The organism is Nocardia pseudovaccinii NBRC 100343 (assembly GCF_001613225.1).
Lineage (GTDB): Bacteria > Actinomycetota > Actinomycetes > Mycobacteriales > Mycobacteriaceae > Nocardia > Nocardia pseudovaccinii.
The window spans coordinates 42,322-62,080 of sequence record NZ_BDBY01000206.1 but is presented as its reverse complement, the minus strand read 5'-3'; the positions used below and the strand labels follow the sequence as shown (position 1 = coordinate 62,080).

12 protein-coding genes are annotated in these 19,759 nt (G+C 65.1%); 6 read left to right on the top strand and 6 right to left on the bottom strand.

What is annotated here, in order from left to right; all coding sequences use genetic code 11:
• From pheT to NP3_RS26255, 3 genes are all read right to left on the bottom strand, one after another.
• Positions 1 to 2,499 (bottom strand): phenylalanine--tRNA ligase subunit beta (gene pheT, locus NP3_RS26270; RefSeq protein ID WP_063044272.1); only part of this gene is annotated, 2,499 nt, incomplete at its 3' end.
• A 46-nt stretch (positions 2,500 to 2,545) separates the two neighbouring features.
• Positions 2,546 to 3,604: a phenylalanine--tRNA ligase subunit alpha gene (gene pheS / locus NP3_RS26265; RefSeq protein WP_063044271.1), complete on the bottom strand. Its 1,059-nt coding sequence runs from the start codon at positions 3,602 to 3,604 to the stop codon at positions 2,546 to 2,548.
• A gap of 507 nt (positions 3,605 to 4,111) precedes the next feature.
• Entirely contained in the window at positions 4,112 to 5,536 is a 1,425-nt protein-coding gene (locus NP3_RS26255) for an MFS transporter (protein ID WP_063044269.1), read from the bottom strand.
• A gap of 100 nt (positions 5,537 to 5,636) precedes the next feature.
• Between NP3_RS26255 and NP3_RS26250 the strand changes: the two genes are divergently transcribed.
• Positions 5,637 to 6,218, top strand: coding sequence for a TetR/AcrR family transcriptional regulator (locus NP3_RS26250; RefSeq protein WP_063044268.1), 582 nt, complete (start codon positions 5,637 to 5,639; stop codon positions 6,216 to 6,218).
• Here NP3_RS26250 and NP3_RS26245 read toward each other — a convergent pair.
• Positions 6,215 to 6,478 carry a hypothetical protein gene (locus NP3_RS26245; protein WP_157124558.1) on the bottom strand — a complete coding sequence of 88 codons (264 nt, stop codon included), beginning with the start codon at positions 6,476 to 6,478 and terminating at the stop codon, positions 6,215 to 6,217. The two genes, NP3_RS26250 and NP3_RS26245, sit on opposite strands and share 4 nt — an antisense overlap.
• A gap of 22 nt (positions 6,479 to 6,500) precedes the next feature.
• Between NP3_RS26245 and NP3_RS26240 the strand changes: the two genes are divergently transcribed.
• Together NP3_RS26240 and NP3_RS26235 are read left to right on the top strand one after the other, a co-directional pair.
• Positions 6,501 to 7,025, top strand: coding sequence for a cysteine dioxygenase (locus NP3_RS26240; RefSeq protein WP_063044266.1), 525 nt, complete (start codon positions 6,501 to 6,503; stop codon positions 7,023 to 7,025).
• 202 nt (positions 7,026 to 7,227) lie between these two features.
• A complete protein-coding gene (locus tag NP3_RS26235) occupies positions 7,228 to 7,620 on the top strand; it encodes a rhodanese-like domain-containing protein (RefSeq protein WP_063044274.1) in 393 nt (130 codons plus the stop codon).
• Positions 7,621 to 7,858: 238 nt separating this feature from the next.
• On the opposite strand, the gene NP3_RS26230 is transcribed toward NP3_RS26235, so the two are convergent.
• Positions 7,859 to 13,054, bottom strand: a complete 5,196-nt coding sequence (locus NP3_RS26230; RefSeq protein ID WP_245721117.1) for a PDDEXK-like endonuclease domain-containing protein — start codon at positions 13,052 to 13,054, stop codon at positions 7,859 to 7,861.
• A 45-nt stretch (positions 13,055 to 13,099) separates the two neighbouring features.
• Positions 13,100 to 14,395: a serine/threonine-protein kinase gene (locus tag NP3_RS26225; protein ID WP_063044264.1), complete on the bottom strand. Its 1,296-nt coding sequence runs from the start codon at positions 14,393 to 14,395 to the stop codon at positions 13,100 to 13,102.
• A 180-nt stretch (positions 14,396 to 14,575) separates the two neighbouring features.
• Here NP3_RS26225 and NP3_RS26220 point away from each other — a divergent pair, with 180 nt between their 5' ends.
• From NP3_RS26220 to NP3_RS26210, 3 genes are read left to right on the top strand one after another with little or no spacing between them, the layout of a single operon-like run.
• Positions 14,576 to 16,609, top strand: coding sequence for a hypothetical protein (locus NP3_RS26220; RefSeq protein ID WP_063044263.1), 2,034 nt, complete (start codon positions 14,576 to 14,578; stop codon positions 16,607 to 16,609).
• Between the two features lie 47 nt (positions 16,610 to 16,656).
• Positions 16,657 to 18,711, top strand: coding sequence for a GmrSD restriction endonuclease domain-containing protein (locus tag NP3_RS26215; RefSeq protein WP_063044262.1), 2,055 nt, complete (start codon positions 16,657 to 16,659; stop codon positions 18,709 to 18,711).
• 2 nt (positions 18,712 to 18,713) lie between these two features.
• Positions 18,714 to 19,235 (top strand): hypothetical protein, encoded by a 522-nt coding sequence (locus tag NP3_RS26210; protein ID WP_245721116.1) that lies wholly within the window; start codon positions 18,714 to 18,716, stop codon positions 19,233 to 19,235.
• Positions 19,236 to 19,759: the final 524 nt, after the last annotated feature.

Below are 19,759 nucleotides of genomic sequence, written 5' to 3'. Positions count from 1 at the left end.
GCGCAGTACGGCGCCGACCGCGCCAGCGGCGGCCGCTACCGCCGAATCACGCGCGGCACTCGCTTCGTCCTCGGTCAGTGTCCGGTCACTGGCGCGGAAACGCAGTGCGTAGGTCAGCGATTTGCGACCTTCACCCGCCTGCGCGCCCTCGTACACGTCGAACAGGGCGATATCCTCGAGCAACGCACCGCCGCCGGTGCGCAGCGCCGATTCGACCGAGGTGGCGGGCACGGACTTCGCGACGCTCACCGAAACGTCCTGCAGTACCGCCGGGAACGGGGAAACCACTGGGACAGGCCGGGATTCGCGAAGCGGCAGGGCATCGAGGTCGAGTTCGACGGCGCAGGTGCGCGGCGGCAGACCCGCCCGCTCCAGCACGGCCGGATGCAGTTCACCCGCATGCCCGATGACCTGACCATCGACCACCAGCTCGGCGCACCGCCCCGGATGCCACGGCAGATGGACCGCGGGACGACGCTCGATGGTCACGCCCGCCGCATCGGCGACGGCATCGGCGAGTGCGAAGGCATCGGCGGCCTCCGCCGGACGCCCGGCACCCCACGGCCCACGCGGTTCCCGCCGACCCGTCAGGACCGCACCGATGTGCACCGGCTGGGCGGGCAGCGAATCGAGCAGTTCCTCGATCTGCGCATCGGTCGGACGTCGATCCACCGGCAGCGCCGCCACCGCCCGCACGTTCGGACCGGGCAGCACCACCTGCGCGATCCCGAAGATCGCGAGATCGCGCGCACCACGAGAGATATTGCGCGCGGCCACTTCCAGCAGTCCCGGCAGCAGCGTGGTCGCCAATTCCGCGCGCTCCACATCGAGCGGGTTCAGCACCCGCGTGGTGGTGCGGCGCGGATCGTCGGCGTCCAGACCCCAGATGTCGAAAACCCCGGCGGCGAGGAACAGCGGCGGCAGCACCTCGACGCATCCGGCGAAGGCCAGCGCCCGGCTCACCGCGCGACGGCGGCGCTGCGCGGCGGTCAGCCCACGCCCGGCCGGCGCGGTCGGAATGACGGACGGAATCTGCTCCAGCCCCTCCAGCCGCAGCACCTCTTCGACGAGGTCGGCGGGCTGGGCCAGGTCGGGCCGCCAGCTCGGCGGCGTGACGACGAGTTGTCCGTGCCCGGTGGCCTCGTTGACGCCCACCTCGACCGTGCAGCCGATCTGCGCGAGCCGACGTGCCGACGTGCCGGTCGGATACACCACGCCCGCGACCCGATCGGCGAGATCGATATCGATCCGGATCGGCGGCGCGGCGGGCACCGGCACCCGAACATCGGTGAGCGCGGATTCCACAGTGCCACCGGCGATTTCGGCCAGCAGCGTGGCCGCGCGATCGAGCGCGGCGACATTGATCTCCGGATCGACGACCCGCTCGTACCGCTTACCGGCCTCGGAGACCAGCTTGTGCCTGCGCGCGGTCCGATAGACCAGCAGCGGATTCCAGGTGGCGGCCTCGAGCACGATATCGGTCGACTCCGCGCCGACTTCCGTTGTCGCACCGCCCATTACGCCCGCGAGGGAGACCACGCCGGAATCGTCGGCGATCACCACATCCTCGGCATCGAGCACCCGCTCGACCTCGTCCAGCGTGCGCAGCGTCTCGCCCCTCTTGGCCGTGCGCACGACGAGACCGCCGCTGAGCTTGGCCGCATCGAAGGCGTGCAGCGGCTGGCCGAGCTCGAGCATCACATAGTTGGTGACATCGACCGCAGGTGAAATCGGGCGCACACCCGACAGCAGCAGCCGACGCTGTAACCACCAGGGGCTCACCGCATTCGGGTCGATACCGGTGACCCGGCGCACCGCGAAACGGGTGCACTTGGACTCCGGCTCGAGCCGGACCGACCACGCGTCCTGCTCGTCATCGGGCAGTGTCCGCACCGCCGGATCCGCGTAGTCGAGATCGAATCCGCACGCCAGCTCGCGCGCCAGACCGCGGGTCGAGAAGCAGTACCCGCGATCCGGCGTGATGTTCAGCTCGATGACCGTATCGTCGAGACCCAGGAGCTCATTGGCGTCGGTGCCCGGTTCGGCGGTACCCGGCTCGAGCACCAGAATCCCCGAATGATCCTTGCCGATACCGAGTTCGGCGACCGAGCAGATCATGCCGTTGGACACATGCCCGTAGGTCTTGCGCGAGGAGATCTGGAATCCGCCGGGCAGCACCCCGCCCGGCAGCACCACGACCACCAGGTCGCCGACGGCGAAGTTCGTTGCACCGCAGACGATCTCCTGCAGCTCCGGGTTGCCCACGTCCACCTTGCAGAACCGGATCGGCTTCTTGAACTCGGTGAGCTCGGTGATCTCGGCGACTCGACCGACCACCAGGGGCTTGTCGATATCCCCGCTCACCGGCTGGAGCTTGTCGACCTCTTCGACCTCCAGCCCGACGCGGACGAATCCGGCATCGAGCTCCTCCGGCGTCACCGACCAGTCGGGGGTGGTCCGCCGCAGGATTTCGGTCAGCCAGGACTGCGCTACTCGCACTTGACGTTTCGCTCTCTCGATCGAAGGGTCGTTGAAATCGGCAAGCTCAGGACCGGACACCGAAGGGCAGCGTGAAACGCACGTCACCCTCGACGATGTCCCGCATGTCCGGGATGCCGTTGCGGAACTGCAGCGTCCGCTCCAGCCCCATGCCGAACGCGAACCCGCTGTACACCTCGGGATCGATCCCACTGGCGATCAGCACCTTCGGGTTCACCATGCCGCAGCCGCCCCATTCGACCCAGCCCGCGCCGCCCTTCTTGTCCGGGAACCACACGTCGACCTCCGCGGAGGGCTCGGTGAACGGAAAGTAGTTGGGACGCATGCGCGTCCGGGTATCCGGCCCGAACAGGGCGCGCGCGAACGCGTCCAAGGTGCCGCGCAGATGCGCCATGGTCAGACCCTTGTCCACCGCCAGTCCCTCCACCTGGGAGAAGACCGGGGTGTGAGTGGCGTCGAGCTCATCGGTGCGGAAGGTCCGACCAGGGCAGACCACATATATCGGCAGTTCGCGCTCGAGCAGCGAACGCACCTGGACCGGCGAGGTGTGCGTGCGCAGCACCTGTCGCGAACCCTCGGGCGCGATATGGAAGGTGTCCTGCATCGTGCGGGCCGGATGGTCGGGCAGGAAATTCAGCGCGTCGAAGTTGAAGTGCTCGGTCTCGACCTCGGGCCCTTCGGCGACCTCCCAGCCCATCGCGACGAACACGTCGGCGATCTGCTCGGAGATAACCGTGATCGGATGCCGTGCACCGACGGCGTCCCGGCGCGCGGGCAGCGTCACATCGATCGTCTCGGCGACCAGCACGGCCGCGTCGCGTTCGGCGAGCAGCACCGTGCGGCGCGATTCGAAAGCCTCCGATACCCGCGCCCGCGCGACGTTCACGCGCTTGCCCGCGTCCGCCTTCTCCGACTTCGGCAGGCTGCCGAGCGCGCGCTGCGCCAACGCCAGCGGCGCCTTACCGCCGAGATGCTCGGTCTTGGCGACCGCGAGCGCATCCAGATCGGCGGCCGCCGCAAACGCCTTCTCGGCCTCTGCCGCGGCGGCGGCCAATGCCTCCTCGCTCAGCGCTGCGTTCTCGACTCCATCGTTGTCGTCGGCCACGATCGTTCGTCTCTCCCCTGGGGGTCGGTTCGCGGGTCCGCGGTATTGCCGACCCACATTGCTCCTGGTCGAATCGTATTAGATGCGCGAGGGCCGATTCATCCGGATTACCGCTGACACGCTTGCCGAGTGTGTGCCGGTCTCGAAGTTGCGCAGTTCACCCAGGCCAGCGCGGCTCAGCGCACCACACGGTCGATAACGAGCGTCCCAGCTATCTGCAAGCGGACGGGTCGCCGCGCCGATGGCGACGATTCCCTGGTGATCGAGTAAGGACACTCGGCCCGGAGCCGCGGTGGCGGATCCGTTTTGCACAGCGGACCGAGGCCGACACCGGCAGCCGCACCCGCACCCGCACCCGCACCGACCGCATATCCGCCCACCATGTCGACCCCGGTCCAGCAGCGACGCACCCCCTGCCGCAGCGGCCTTGCCACAACACAGACGTGCGCCCGGCCCACGCGAGTGAACGTGGAGCGGGCACATACCTACCGATCAAGTGCCGGACGATCAGTCCACAGCGGTGACGCGGCTGGGCAGGAGCCTGGAAATCACTGCACCCACCGCGACGACCGCGGCGCCGACCCACACGGCGGGTATCAGACCGTCGACGAAACTCTGTGGGTCCGCATAGGAGCCGTGTGAGGCGAAGACCGAGGCCAGTACCGCGACACCCATCGCGACACCCACCTCCCGGATCGTGCTATTGGTACCCGAGGCCATCGCCCGATCCTCCGGATTCGCACTGGCCATCACCACGGTCGCGCCGGGTGCGAAGGTCAGCCCCATGCCGATGCCACCGAGCAGGAACGGCCCGACGAATGCGAGATAGCTCGCGTCGACCGAGGCCACCGCCGCCATCCAGGCCAGCGCAGCTGCCAGCGAAAACTGTCCCGCCGTCAGCAGATTCCGCGCACCGACCCGGTCCACGATCAATCCGGCCAGCGGTGCGACCACCATTGGCGCCATCGTCCACGGCATGGTCCGGATGCCGGATTGCAGCGGCCCGAAGCCCTGCACCACCTGGAAGTACTGCGCCAGCAGGAAGATCGAACCGAATACGCCGACCGAGAAGGTGAACACGGTCGTATTGCTCACCCGGAAGGCCCGGGAGCGGAACAACCGCAGCGGTAGCATCGGATCCGGCGTCCGCAACTCCCAGGCGATCAGCAGTCCGAGCAGCAACGCACCGCCGATCAGCGCGGTAAGCACGCCGGTCGAGGTCCAGCCGTCATCGGCGCCGTGGATCACGCCCCACACCACCGCGAGTACGCCGCCCGCGGACAGCACCAGCCCGAGCGGATCCAGCCGCTTGGCCCGCCCGTGCGATTCGGTCAGCACCCGCGCCGCGAAGGGCAGCACCAGCACGCCGATCGGCACATTCACCCAGAAGATCCACTGCCAGCTCAGCCCTTCGACCACCGCGCCGCCGATCAGCGGGCCGAGTGCGACACCGAGTCCGGAGATGCCACCCCAGATGCCGATGGCGGCACTGCGCATCTTCTCCGGGACCGCCGATGACAGCAGGGTCAGCGAAAGCGGCATCACCGCGGCCGCACCGAAACCCTGAATCGCCCTGGCGGCGATCAGCATCCAGGGCTCGGTGGCCAGCGCGCAGGCCGCGGATGCCGCCGTGAAGAGAGCGATACCAGCCAGGAAGATCCGGCGGCGGCCCAGCCGGTCCCCGATGGACGTGGCGGTGAGCAGCAGCGATGCGAAGGCCAGTGTGTAGGCGTTGACGAACCATTGCAGATCGGCGAGGGAGGCGCCGAGTTCGGTGCGGATCACCGGCAGTGCATTGGTCACCACCAGGTTGTCCAGCGTGACCATGAACATCGGGATGCCGACCGCGGCCAGCACGGCGGCCAGCGCCCGCCCGCCCGCGCGTGGTTCGACGGACGCCTGCGGAGCGGCGGTTACGAGTGTCTCGGACATATCCAGCCTTTGTTGTAATCGACTGATAACTAACTGCTCGAAGAGTATGCATCGGCTGATAACATGTCAATGCGAGCGGCCGACGACGAAGTGGAGCACGATGGCGAGTTCAACCCGAACCCGGATGACCGCGACCGAACGCAGCGAGGAAGTACTGCGCGCGGCCGTCACCGCATTCGCCGAATCCGGTTATGCCGCAACGAAAACCGATGAGATCGCGCGGCTGGCCGGGGTTTCGCAGCCGTATGTGATCCGCCTGTTCGGCACCAAACAGCAACTGTTCCTGGCCGTGACGCATCGGGTCTACGATCGCGTCGAGGAGGTCTTCCGCGCCGCCGCGGCCGAGGGCATCGAGCCGGACTCCACCGGCGAGGAGAAGTTGCGCGCGCTCGGCAAGGGCTACCAAACGTTTCTCAGTGAACACGAACTACTCCGGGTCCTATTGCAGTCCTTCGCCGCCGCCTCCGATCCGGCCATCGGTCTAGACGTCCGCGCCCGCTTCGGCGGCATCTACGGGGTGGTCCAGGAACTCACCGGCGCATCCGTCCAGGAGATGTGCAGCTTCCTCGGCACCGGCATGCTGCTGACCGTAATGGCCGCTATGGGTGTCGCCGGGCCCGATTCGGTCGACGTCTGCTGGGCTACCGACATGCTCGAAAGCCTTCGCGCCGAGGGCGACTAGCGCATCTGTCCACGCAGTTTGTCGGACAACAATGCGTGTTCGACAGCGACGGACCGGTGCTGGCGGTCATCGGACGCATTTCCGTCCACAGGCACGGTTACGGCGGCACCCCACACCGCTTCGGCCAGTCGGGTGCGCCGCACCTCAGCGATGACGGCAAGGTCCGGGTTTTGCTCATGGTGATCGAGACCGGTGGCAACGGCGTCGTGGTGCCGGACAATCGCGAGACGCGGTTTGGCAGCGCAGTCGATTGTCCCCACGACCTTGTCAGGAGTATCTCGCTTGACCACATCACTGCCGGTGAATCTCAAGCACACCAACGATATTCATCCCGCGGTCGATGGACCGCTGATGCGCGAGGCGGTGTGTCCGGAGCGGACGCTGTGGTCACCCGCGGAATTGCGGGAGTTGACCAGGTCGGTCGCCGATGCCCATGCGACACCACTACTGGATATCGTGCGGTTCGACACGCAGCAACGCTGGTGGACCCGGCTGGCTCTGACCATGGGCGTCGAGGTGTGGCTGCTGTCGTGGGCCCCGGGGCAGGGCACCGAGCCGCATGATCACGGCGGTGCCTCCGGCTCGTTCACGGTGTCCATCGGCGAACTCGGCGAGGAATACCGTCATCCAGACGGCCCGGTCCGCACGACGCAATGGCGGGCGGGCGAAACCGTCGCCTTCGGACCGGAACGCGCGCATCGGCTGCGCAATCACAGCACCCACCCGGCCGCCTCGGTGCACGCGTATTCACCACCGCTGCGACCGGTCCGCGAGTACCGTGCGCTCACGGATTTCGTGGGCGTATGAGCGAACGCAGTGAGCGAACCGCTCATTCCGCAGCCGAGCGCCAGCGAGGCGCAGGCATGAGACCAGTCCTCGCCGGGACGCTACCCTCCAAGGCAACCTGCCTCCAGCTAAAACCTCCGGGTACGCCGTCTCATTTCAGTCCTCGAAGGATAAGCGCCGAAAGCATTCCCTGGAGGTCCCAGCCATGAAAGAAGGTAGTGCTATCAGCGCCGAGGACAGGCTCGACCGGGCACGAGCCAAGCTGAATCGCGTCGCCCCGGAGCAGGCAGCGGCACTACTGGCCGACGGCGCGTTGGTCGTCGATATCCGCCCGCACGCCAACCGGCTCGCCGAGGGCGAAATCCCCGGTTCGGTCGTGGTGGAACGAATAGTGCTGGAATGGCGGCTCGACCCGACCGGCGCACATCGGCTGCCCGGTCTCACCGCGAACTCTCCAGTGGTACTGGTCTGCAATGAGGGCTACGCGTCCAGCCTCGCCGCCGCCGACGCCCTCGAACTCGGCCTGCACCGAGCCACCGACCTCATCGGCGGCTTCCGCGCCTGGCAAGCGGCCGGTCTGCCTGTAGCTCCCGGCGGCACACCAGCCGTCCCCTAGCCCGTCGCCTCGATCTTTCGGCGCCAAAGCACTCCAGCCCGAGCTATCGCCTATCCAGTGTGCGCGGCGCAGGAGGTAGGACTTGTCTCAAGTGCCAACGCATATCTGACACGCTGGCGACACGACATTTCTGACACTGTCGGGCAGGTCCTCCAGCGGTCACAGTTTCGGATCCAACCGGCTCGGCGACCTCCGTGGTCTCTGCGGAGATCAAGGCCGGGCGTTTCGATCAGTCTTCTTACGCAGTTGTCCGCGGAGTTAGTGATCGGGCCAATGGCTCGACTCTTTCGAGTGCCGCCCTCGCGTTCTCGGTGAGGCGGGTCTGGCCGAATGCGTTGATCACCGCTCGGAACAGGTCGGCGCGATTGTCCCAGGCGACAGCCTGCGCTCGGTCGACCATCACCTCGGCGAGCTCCCGTGGCGGGACCTGCTCGATACGCCGTGGTCCCAGCAAGCGGCACTGCGATAGTGGCTGACCAGGGGTCCGGTAGGCCATCAGACCCGGGTCACCCCGATCGAGCGGGTCGTCTACGAGCAGGCGACCACGTGCCACCGCGGCGTGCAGCGCACGGTCGATCGCATTGCGGATATTGTCGCGTTCTCTGGTGTTCGCCGCGCTGACATACGCCGCTCGCAGCCGGAGGCCGGTCACCGGCCCTTCAACCGCTACGACAGCGCACAGATCTTCGACAATCGTGCGATGGGAAGCTTTGGTTGGACTGGCCAGCTCGGCGGTGAACGCGGCGTAATCGCCCATCGTTCCTGGCAGCGAACCGCGCGAGTCGGCGTCGCCCGGTGCGGACTCGGTTTTCGGTGGTTTCACCCAACGGGCCGGATCGGTGAGATCCAGCATTGAGGTATCGGCATCGGCTGCAAATTCGTCTTTCACCACATCGTCGGACGGTGCCGTTTCCGGCCTGTTCCAGTCGAATTCCTCGAGTACGGACGCATTCGGTATTGCCGCCGATTCGATGGGCGGCCGGTCGTCACTCGGGATCACCGGATCGGCAGGTCCGTGCGGAGTAGGGTCGTCTCCGCGCGGAAAGATCCCGTGTTCGGCGAGGACACCGCATAACCTGTCGAGGCATCCGACCGGATCGATAATGAACTCGGCCTGCCTGATCCGATGAAACGGCCAACCACATCGCTCCAGGTCTCGCTGTAGATCCAGCTCTGCCCGGTAGGCATCGGCACCTTGCCAGCGGTCACCATCGCATTGCACGGCGAGCTGCCCGCCTCGACCGGTCACCACGATGTCGAGATCGCACGCGGTCTCCGTGTGGTGCGCGGCAACGCGATAGCCCCGATCGACAAGGCCGTTGTAAACCTGCTGCTCGAACAACGACTCGAAAGGGTTGGTGAGCGCCTCATCGCTGAACCGCTCTGGCAGGGCATCCAATTCCTCGGCGTTCTCCTCGACCGACAGGAAGTAGTCCAGCAGCCGGAACCGCATATCCTCACGATTGGATAGCTGGTGAATGGCCACCGAGTGGAACAACCACACCTGATCGCGAGCACGGGAGACAGCGACGTTGTAGCGCTGCACGAATTCGTCCCGCGTGAGTGCGGTCAGCCGGCCTTCTTCGCGGGCCGCCGCGACCAGCGACAGGAAGATGACGTCACGCTCAGCGCCCTGGAACTCCGCGGCGTCACCGCAATGCAGATGCCGCTGCTCGAGTTCCTCGGGCGACACCACGTCGATCAGCTTGCGCCAGATGACTTTTGCCTGCTCCGGCCCGAGCAGCGAGATCACACCGAAAGTCTTGCCGTCGTAGGCAGGGTCGCTCACACAGGCAGCGACCTGCTCGACGATCCGGTCCGCTTCGACCTCATTTACCTTCGAACGCACCTCCCGCCCGTCACTGACATACACCGTGCGCACGGGCGGCAGTCGATCGCTGCCGAACCGGCGCACCGGAATCAGCGACACCCCTTCGGGTTCGTAAGCAATCTTGTTCGAGAACCCGATGATCTCCGGGACGCACCGGCGGTGCTCGACCAAGGTCAGCTTCTTCGGAAAACGCATGACGGCTTCGTCGAACAGGCTGCGCTTGGGCAATTTCCACGTATCGATGTAGTAATCGTCGGCGAGGTACTGCTTGCTGAGGCTGTCGAGCTCACCTTCCTTCACGCCGACCGACGACGGCGAGACCTGCTTGTCGTCACCGATCACCACGATCCTGGGCGCGAGGTACTGCAGCAGGACAGCCGCGGCACCTGCCTGCGACGCCTCGTCGACAACGATCACATCGAACATGTCTGGTTTGATCTCGAACTGTTCGACCACTCGATAGATCGGCATGATCCACACCGGCACCGCGGGCCTGCAGTCCGCCAGCGCCCGCTGCAGGCCGACCAGCTTGCGCGCAGCGTGCTGACCTGTGCCCTTTCCGCGATCCTTGACCAGTTGCGAGTATCGCTGCAGGTCAGCTTGTGCTTTGTTGGTGAGCCTGCCGACCGCCCGGTCCCACGCGCTCGTGGTGGCGAGAATGGTTGCCTGGACCCGCAGTTGGTTCTCGACCCCATCCAGCCGACGGCACAGGTCATTGACCCCACCGACGTTGTGACTGGTCAACCACCTGGCCATGACGCTCCACTGCCACGCCGCCGCGAACCCGGCGAGCCTGGCAGGCCACTCGGAATGTGTCGGATCAGCGGTCACCGCGGCGTGCAGGCCTGCCTGTTCGGCGATCCTGGCATCGAGTTCACGCCGCCGGGCAAAGGCATGCCGGAGCCGGTGCAGCTGGGTCAGCCGCTCACCCGCTTGCCGATACGCGGCGACATCTCGCTCCCGAACAGCGGCGGCCAGTTCGCGTAAGTTGCTGGTTGCCCGGGAATCCCGGCACCAGGTGTCGAGCTGGTCGGTGAGGTGAACCAGTGGCACCCCGGTCTGCTGCCATGCGAGCTCTGCCTCGACTGCGGCGAACGCTTCGAGAAGGTGAGCCACTTCATCCGGCTTCGCCCAGTTGGGCACCGAAAGCCCGCTGTGGCGCAACGTGTTATCCGTCGCCGACAGCCGTTCGCCGTACTCGAGAATTCGACCGAGCAGGGTCCGCGCCGCGCGATGCGCGGCGACCCGATCGCGCAGTGTCGCGGTCTCCGGCATCGGCACTGGCATCGGCCACGCGGAATCGAGCAGGCCCAGTAGGCGGCGGCAGGTCTCGGTTTCCAGGAACACCGTCAGGTGCTCGACCCGGGTAGGGATGCGACCGTCTACCCGAACATGTTCGAACAGCGGTTGCGCGTCTTTGACGACTCGCGGAGTCAGGAAGTTCAGTTTCGGGCTACCGTCCGATTTGACCTCGAACTTACCGCCTTGGTCGATATGTCGGCGCAGGTTCTCCGCGAGCGCGAGCAGTGGTGCGAGATCGGTGTCGGCCACCTGGACGTCGGAGAATCCGATCGTGTCGAGTGCCGCGTCGATCTGTGGCATCAGTGCGTCGATGGTCTGCGCGCATCCGGACCAGCTGTGCGATCGGTCAGCCCGCAACGCATCGGCAGCGGCGCGGGCCCAGGCATCCGGCCGGCACGCGAAGTCCTTGGCACGGCTGTCCAATTCCGCTACCGCACCGCACAATTCAGCTCGAAAATCCGGCGGCATCGCCATCAATTGACCTACAGCGGAGGTCCCGCGATGGTGTGCGTAGGACTCTCGACGCTCACCGGCTTCCCGTTCCCGTGCGTGCCACTGGGCGAAGTCGTCCGCGGTAGGGAGGTCGGCGGCCGCGATCAGGTCCGGCGCGGCGGCCTCGGGATCAGCGAGGTCCGGATCCCGCAGTAGGGCAAGCCATTCGGTCAGCTCGTCGACCGAGAACGGGCATGGCTCGTCGAGTCCTGGCGCGAGCAGTCCTGCAGTCCAATCGAATTGGTCACGTCTGGTGCACCACCGAGTGGCGATATCGGCGACGGTGCCGGTATACCCACCGACGCGGTGCTCGGTGATGTCATGTTCTCGCAGGCCGAGCAATTCGGCGTGCAACCCGCGCCGGATCCGGCGCAGCTCGTCGATCCGTGCTTCGGTCGCGACGGCTGTGCGCCTGGAGCGATTCGGATCATGGTCGGCCGCGGCTTGATTGATCCGATTCACCGACATCTTGAGCTCTTCGAGCTCGGTGCGGGAATCGCCGACGACCGTCACGCACAGCGGTTTGATTTCCTCGGGCAGCCGGTGCCGCACCTCGTGTAACGCGCGGTCGGTATGCGCGGTGATCAGGACCCGCTTGCCCTGCGCGAGCAGGTGGGTGATGAGTGCCGCCGCAGTATGCGTCTTGCCCGTGCCGGGCGGACCTTGGACCAGCGTGTGCGCATGGTTGTCGACGTGGTCGAGGATCCGCAGCTGAACCTCGTTGAGGGGCAACGGAAGGAACTTGTCCGGGCCGTCGTGGACGATGGCGCCGGCGGCGTCGCAGGTGGCAACTACCGGCTCGTGATCGGGATCGACGAGGTTGACCATGCCTGCGGGCATCGATCCGGTGTTTCTGATGTTGTCGGCGACAGCGCGCAGCGCGTTCACCATCCCTCGGTTGCTGCGCTTGCGTAGCACGAGCGCAGGCGCGTAGTAGGCAATCGGATTCGAGGTCGCAGCGCCAGGCACCAGGTCGTCTCGGTACTCGGCGTCGGGATTGATGCAGTTGACGAACATCCGGACCAACGCGGCGATGTCGTCCCGGTCGAAGGCATCGATGTCACCGGTTCTCGCCTGCTCCTCGGCACGTTGCAGGTCGCCCGGCGCCGACATCTGACCGGCCTCGACGATGTCCTGCAGTTCCGGGGTGTAGCCGACACTGGCCGGGTCCAGTGCGACCGACAGCGCGCCGTAGCCGGAGTCGAACCGAACCGATGCCGCCGCTGTCAGCACGTGCCGACGCACCGATCCGACCGAACTGCCCTGCCAGGTGAGCAGGCCGAGACCGAAGACGATCTCAAAGGTCTCGCGTTCCCCTTCGTAGCGTGTGTAGACCTCGTACAGGCTCTGATACAGCGCGAGCACGGCTCGCTTGAGCCGCGCTACGGGCGCCCATTCCCGCCATTCGGGCAACCACTTCGCGTAGGCCGCGGTGATATCGGGTTGGTCGGCCAGTGCCAGTTCCGCGCCGTCGTCATCGAACCGATGAGACACCAGGTCGGGTTCGAGGTCGGGGTTGTCCACAGCTCCGGCCAACCAGGTCCGAAGGACCCGGGGAGGCTCCGGGACAGGAGGAACTTGCGTCTTCTCGACGATGAGAAACGGTGCACCGGGTTCGGCCTGCTGATAGATGACGGCGGGATCCGCGGGTAAATCGGCCACCCAGATGACCTCACCGTCACGCTGATAGGTGGCGATGTCCTTGATCCGGCTCGACCGCAGCTGCTGGGCGTGTGCCAGGAAATCGAACAGTCGCGCACCGCGACCGACAATGTCGGCGGGAATCGCTTCCCCACCCGAGGTGTTCATCACCTGAAGCCTCCCTTACTGACATGCTCAGAGCCCACCGATGGCTCAGCGAACATGGATACCGTCGATCTGGGTCGCCAGCTCGACCACGCGAGTGTCCTGCGCACCGAATCGCACCGACATCTGCTGGTGCAGCCGCTTGAGCCGGTTCAACGCTCCCTTCGGATTGCCGAGGCGCAGTTGGCATATCGCGAGACGCTGCAGGCAGTACATCGCTTGCTCGTCGTAAGGCCCGTTGGCCGCGGTGAGTTCCTCGGCGAGCGTTCGGTACAACTCGGCGGCCGACGCGAACTCGCCCGCGTCGAAGTGCCGGTCGGCGCCGCTGCGTCGGTCGTCACCGAATACCCGCACCATAGGTGCGGTGCGCGGCTCGACGAAGGCAACGTCGATCGGCGGTGCGATCATCGTGCGCGCCGTCCGGTAGTTCGGCGGCGGCACCACGGCCTGCGCATACAGGCGTGCCGGGCTGGCCGGTTCGCATACATCGTCGAGTTCGTCGAGCCCGCACACATGTCGCAGCAGTGTGCTGTGCACGGCCGTTGCGTCACGCGGCCGTTGCCGCGGATCCTTCGCGAGCATGTCCGACACCAACGCACCGATATCGGGTGGTACATCCGCCCGCAGGGTCGATATCTCGGCGGGCTTCATTTCGATCTGCTTGCGCCACAGCAGGAACGGAGTACTCCCGGTGATCGCCTGAGCACCCGTGAGGAGCTCGTAGAGCACCAGCCCCAGCGAATACAGGTCGGTCTGCGCCACTACTGGGTCACCGTTGATCTGTTCCGGCGCCATGTAGGCGGGTGTCCCGAGGGTATTTCCAGTGGACGTGAGCCGGGATATATTGCTGTCCAGCAGCACAGCCAACCCGAAGTCGAGTACCTTCACGGTCCCGTCTGGACACAGCATCACATTGGACGGCTTGAGGTCTCGGTGAAAGATCGATTGGCGATGCGCCGCCGTCAGCACCGCCGCTACCTGCGCGCCGATCGAGGCGACAACTCCTACGGGCAGCATGCTGCGATATCCGGCGATCCGATCCAGTGGCACACCGTGCACGAAATCCATCACCAGATAAGGCCGTTCGGGCGGCCCCGGCTCGATCCCCGCGTCGTGAATCGCGGGCAGCCCAGGATGCACCAACCGAGCCATAAGCCGGGCCTCGCGAATGAACCGCTGGGTCCACTGCGGGTCCGTATCCAGATCCGGCCGAGTGAGTTTCACCGCGATCGGGCGCTCGAGGTGCCGATCGTATCCCGCGAACACCTGCCCCATACCGCCGGCGCCGATCTGACTGGTCAGCTCATACCGACCACCGACGACCTGCGGTTGCAGCGCCACCATCACCCCTCCGTATGTCTCATCGAAGGATCAAAATACCGGATGAACGCCAGGTCGGCCCTATGCTGTACCCAAACCTGAAGCAGGCCAAACCATTCGGTCGATTTCGCGACGCCCGCTACGCAGCGCAGATCGTTTGACATAGTTTTCAGTCGCTCTTAGAGTTCCTTTCCAGTGGCTGGCATGCCAGCCGACCGCAGCAGCAAGATAGGTGACAGCTACATGGGGGGCGTGGACCTTTCCAAGACCGATTCCTTGGCCTTACGCGAGCGATCCATTCCATTGCCTGCCAGCGCCGACGGCTACCGAAAGGTGCTGCTGCTCGGCACAACCGGTGCAGGCAAGACCACCGTCGTTCGCCAGCTGCTCGGCACCAACCCGACGACCGAGAAGTTCCCGTCGACCTCCACCGCGAAGACCACGGTCGCCGACATGGAGGTGATCGTCAGCGACGGACCCCTCTTCCGCGCCGCGGTAACCTTCGCGCCACTTGACGTCATCGAAGGGCATCTCCAGGAGAACGTCGTCGAAGCGGCATTGGCGGCCTACGCCGGCAAGGACGATGCCGTAGTCGGCCGCAAGTTGCTCGACCATGTGAACCAGCGCTTCCGATTCAGCTACGCGCTCGGTCGAATCCAGGCCGCGTCGGCCGAAGACGTCATCGACGACGAGGACGACGACGAGGACGAGGACCTCGACCCCGACGACTTCGGCGCGATCGACGAGGCCGCCACCGCGCGCACGCTGAGGTCCGCCGTACAGTCGATCCGACTGATGATCGAGGAATACGCCATCGAAACCGCGTACACCGTTCCTGCGGACGAGGTCGCGAAACACATTGAGCGCAACGCCGATTCAGACCTGCCGCGCAACCGCCGCTACGCCGAGATCGTGAACATGCTCCTCGCCGAGCTGATGCAGCGATTCGCGGCCCTCGACAGCGGTGAACTGCGGCGCGACTCATGTGACTGGCCTCTCCTGTGGACCCTGCAGAGCACCGACCGCGCCGAATTCCTCACCACCGTTACCCGTTTCACCGGCAACAACGCCAAACTCTTCGGCCGGCTCCTCACCCCGCTGGTGAGCGCGGTCCGCGTCAGCGGCCCGTTTGTCCCGAAATGGGTCGAGAACCCACCGCGCCTGGTCCTCATCGACGGCGAAGGCCTCGGCCACGCGAAATCCAACGCCTCTCCCCTGTCGACCCGGATCTCGCGCCAACTGGACCAGGTCGACGCCGTCCTGCTCGTCGACAACGCCCAACAACCCATGCAGGCTGCCGCTGCGGCCGCCCTGAAAAGCGTTGCCATCTCGGGCCATTCGGCGAAGCTGCACTTCTTGTTCACCCACTTCGACCAAGTCAAGGGCGACAATCTCGACACCTTCACCGAACGCGAAGAACACGTCCGCCAGTCCCTGCACAACGTCCTCAGTCAGCTCCGGGCCGAGGGCCGCCAGGTCAACCCCGCCCTGGAGTCAGCCGAACAAGTCCTTCAATCGCGCCTCGACCACGGCGCCTTCTTCGTCGGCGGCATACACAAACAACTCAAGTCTACGAACAATGCCGGCCGCCGGACCATCGACGAACTCAACAAGCTGCTCGCGCTGATCGCCGACCCCGAGATCGCCCACCGAGCCGGCGAGTCCCGTCCGGTGTATCGCAAAGTCGAACTGTTGGAGGCAATCTCCCAGGCCGTCGTCGAATTCCGCGACAAGTGGCAGGCCCTGCTCAAACTAAAGTCTCACGCCTCGGTCTTCCCCGAACACGGCAGCCGCATCAAGGCCCTGGCTCGCCGGGTCGCCAATCGTTGGGACAACAACGAGTACGACAACCTCAAGCCGGTCGCCGAACTCCGCGAATCCCTGAACGAACAGGTCTGGAATGTCGTCCAGAACCCACAGCGATGGCTGGGTGCGAGGCCCTCCGCTGAGGAACGTCGGATTCTGATCGACAACTTCATGGTCGCCGTCACCAGCCGCCTCACCGATCTCGTGGAGACCCGCATCGTCGAGGAACCGCACGCGGAATGGGTCGAGGCTTACGCGTTGTCCGGCAACGGATCTGTCGCCCGCCGGGCCCAGGCCCTGGACGTTCGGATACTGGAACGGGGGGCGCCTATGCCGGTAACAGGACAAGCATTGGAATCGAATGCGCTACTGACGAGCGTGGCGCGCCTGATCGATGCGGCGGCAGACGAGCAAGGCGTCGTGTTCGAGTAACCGGGCACCTCATTGGGTCGGTGCCATCACAACTAAAGGAGAAGTAAGTGGTCGCGGCGCAGGAAACCTCTCTGCAGCGGATCCTCGAGGGGAGCTCGCAGTACCTTGTCCCGCTGTATCAGCGGCCGTACGGATGGGGCGACGAGCAGCTACACGAGCTCTGGAGCGACGTAATCCAGCTCGCCGAAGATCGCACACGGGAGCCGCAGGCGACCCACTTTATCGGGTCTGTGGTGTTGGCTCCGACGCCGGCGGGTGTCGCAGGCGCGGTCACCCGCTTTCTCGTCGTCGACGGTCAGCAGCGGCTGACGACCTTGACTCTGCTGCTCGCGGCGATCCGCGACTACCTGCGAGCGGTCGACGGCTCCACGAGCCGCGACACCGACCGCATTCACAACCAGCTGCTGACAAATCAGTATCACGACGACCCGGATCGCCTGAAACTGCTTCCGACACAGGTGGACCGACCCGCCTACACTGCCGTCATCGACGGCGGCGCCACCGACGACGACGGGAATGTCGGCAGCGCGTACCGCTTCTTCCGCAGTCGGCTGGCTGAACTAACGGCGGTCAACGACCTGCCCTTTGGGCTTTCGCAGGTCGTCCAAGCCGTGGTCTCGGGACTGTCGGTGGTATCGATCAGTGCACACCCCGGCGATAATGTCCACCGAATCTTCCAATCCCTCAACAACACTGGTTTGAAACTCACTCAGGGTGACCTCCTGCGCAACTACCTGTTCATGCGGCTGCCACATCGCAGTGAAGAGGTCTATCGCACCCACTGGTTGCCGTTGCAGGCCTCGTTGGACAACGAACGCATCGAGACACTGTTCTGGCTCGACATGCTGCACAAGCGTCCCAGCGTCAAGCAGGGCCAGACCTTCGCCGCGCAGCAGACCAGACTCGAGAAGCTGAACTCGGAAGAACAAATCGTCGCCGAGATCGAACGGATCGCCCGGCTCGGCCGCCTGTATCGGCTGATGATCGAGCCAGCAGCCGAGCCCGACCCCGAGGTTCGCGTGCGGCTTACCCGCCTCGCCGAGTGGGACTCCACGACACCCGCACCCTTGATTCTCCACCTGCTGCTGCTACGCGACCGCGGCGAAGCCTCGAGCGAGCAGGTCGCGCGAGCACTGCTGTACATCGAATCATTGCTGGTGCGACGCTTCCTGATCGGCCGCTCGACGCAGAGCCTGAATCGCCTGTTCGCCGACACGGTGGCACAGCTCGATACCGCGCTGCCGGTGGACACCGCTCTGCGTGTCCACTTCTCAGCTGGTCGCAAGCATTACGCGACCGATAAGCAATTGACCGAAGCGATCGTGAACGAGCCGCTCTACCTGAACGGCCGCAACGCGCATCGCAAGATTCTTATGACCTGGATCGAGGACTTGTTCCGCTCGAGAGAAACCGTCCAGCCGGAATCGTTGTCGATCGAACATGTAATGCCGCAAAGCCTTTCAGCGCAGTGGCGCGCCGAGCTCAGCGCCGAGTTCGGGAAGGATGAGGTCGACGTCCTACACGAGCGGTACGTCCACACCCTCGGTAACCTCACCCTGACGGGCTACAACGAATCCCTGAGCAACCACGACTTCGCCCGCAAGCGTGAGACCCTGCGTGCCAGCAGTATTCGCATGAACCAAGACATCGCCGCGCACGAATCGTGGGGTCCGAGCCAAATCGAAAAGCGCGGCCTGGCATTGGCCGAGCGGATCATAGAATTCTGGCCGGGACCGGCAGACGAATCAGCCTTCCCCGACAACCCGACCTGGGCCGCCATGCACCAATTGCTGTCGGCGTTGCCCGCCGGCCGTTGGACAACCTACGGCGACCTGGGCAACCTGCTCGGCACCGCAGCCCACCGCGTCGGCACCCGGCTACGGTCCCACCCAGCGCCCAATGCTCACCGCGTCCTCGACGCACACGGCATGATTTCCTACGGACCCGGCGACATCCCAGAGGCCCCTCGCCAGCTACTCGAAAGCGAAGGAATCAGTTTCTCCGCGACCGGCAGAGCCGCCTCAGCCCTGCGCCTGACCTCCGACGAGCTCGAACAACTGCAGACAGCCGCCCAGAACCTCGACCCAGATCTGGTGCATTGACGGTGAAACAGACGAAGGCAATCACCATTGCTCCTCGCCAACGGGTGCCGGATCATCATCGATTATCCCGAGAACCCCACGCCAGTAACGGCGCACCTTCCGAAATGACGAACGAGAAACTCGAGCATTTCCTCCTGTATGAGCTGACCGACGATTGGGCACCGATCGGCACCTTCGACGGAATGGTGGCAGCCAAAACTCCCGAAACCTATTCACGGGAAACGGTCTTGGAGACGATTCGGGACCTTGCATCCAAGGGGTACATACGATTCGGAGCCTTCCCGAGCGGGGGCCGGTCGTGGGAGCCATGGGATGCCTCTACCGACGAGTCGATCGGTCGAATTGCGCACGGCTACAACGGCCTCCGCGGATATCTGGATATCTCTGACGACGAAATCGGTTCCAATGAGGTGTTCCGGGCCGATCTCATCGAACAGGGCGAACGAAGGGCCTCCGAACTCGGGAACCCTTACCAGAAGTATGGCGACCCGTGGAAAGGTAAGCCTCGCCAGGTCCACGACTGATCCTTTTGCCCAAACCCACGTAGCGTATTCATACTGCGCGATCGGGTATGAGTAGGCGGTAGTGGCAATGCCGTTAACTTTGTGCGGTTGCCGACGGTGGGCTATTTGTAAGTGAATCATGGTGGATGTCGGCTGCATCGCCTGAGATCGCCTGTGGTGCAGTCGGTTCGGTGTATTGTGCCGGTTCGTGGCGGAGGAGGCGGTCGGCCAACCGATCAGAGCGGGTTGGGTGCGCTAACGCGGATTGCACCTTCGAAGTGATCACCATCGACGGCGAGAACACCTGCGCAAGATCGCATTTCGGCTGTTCACTACCAAACCTCGGCAGATGATCGCTGCAGGGAACCCGCACTGGCCGCGAAGGTACCGTTCGCAAGGGCAACCATGCCAGCCGTCATACCGGGCACCCGAATGCGCAAATTCGCCGCCGTGCGCTACGCGCAGGACCGGCTGCAGCAATGGCGGAAAATATTCACGCCCTCAGTCCCCACTGAACCAAAGATACCCATTCCTACGAATAGCGG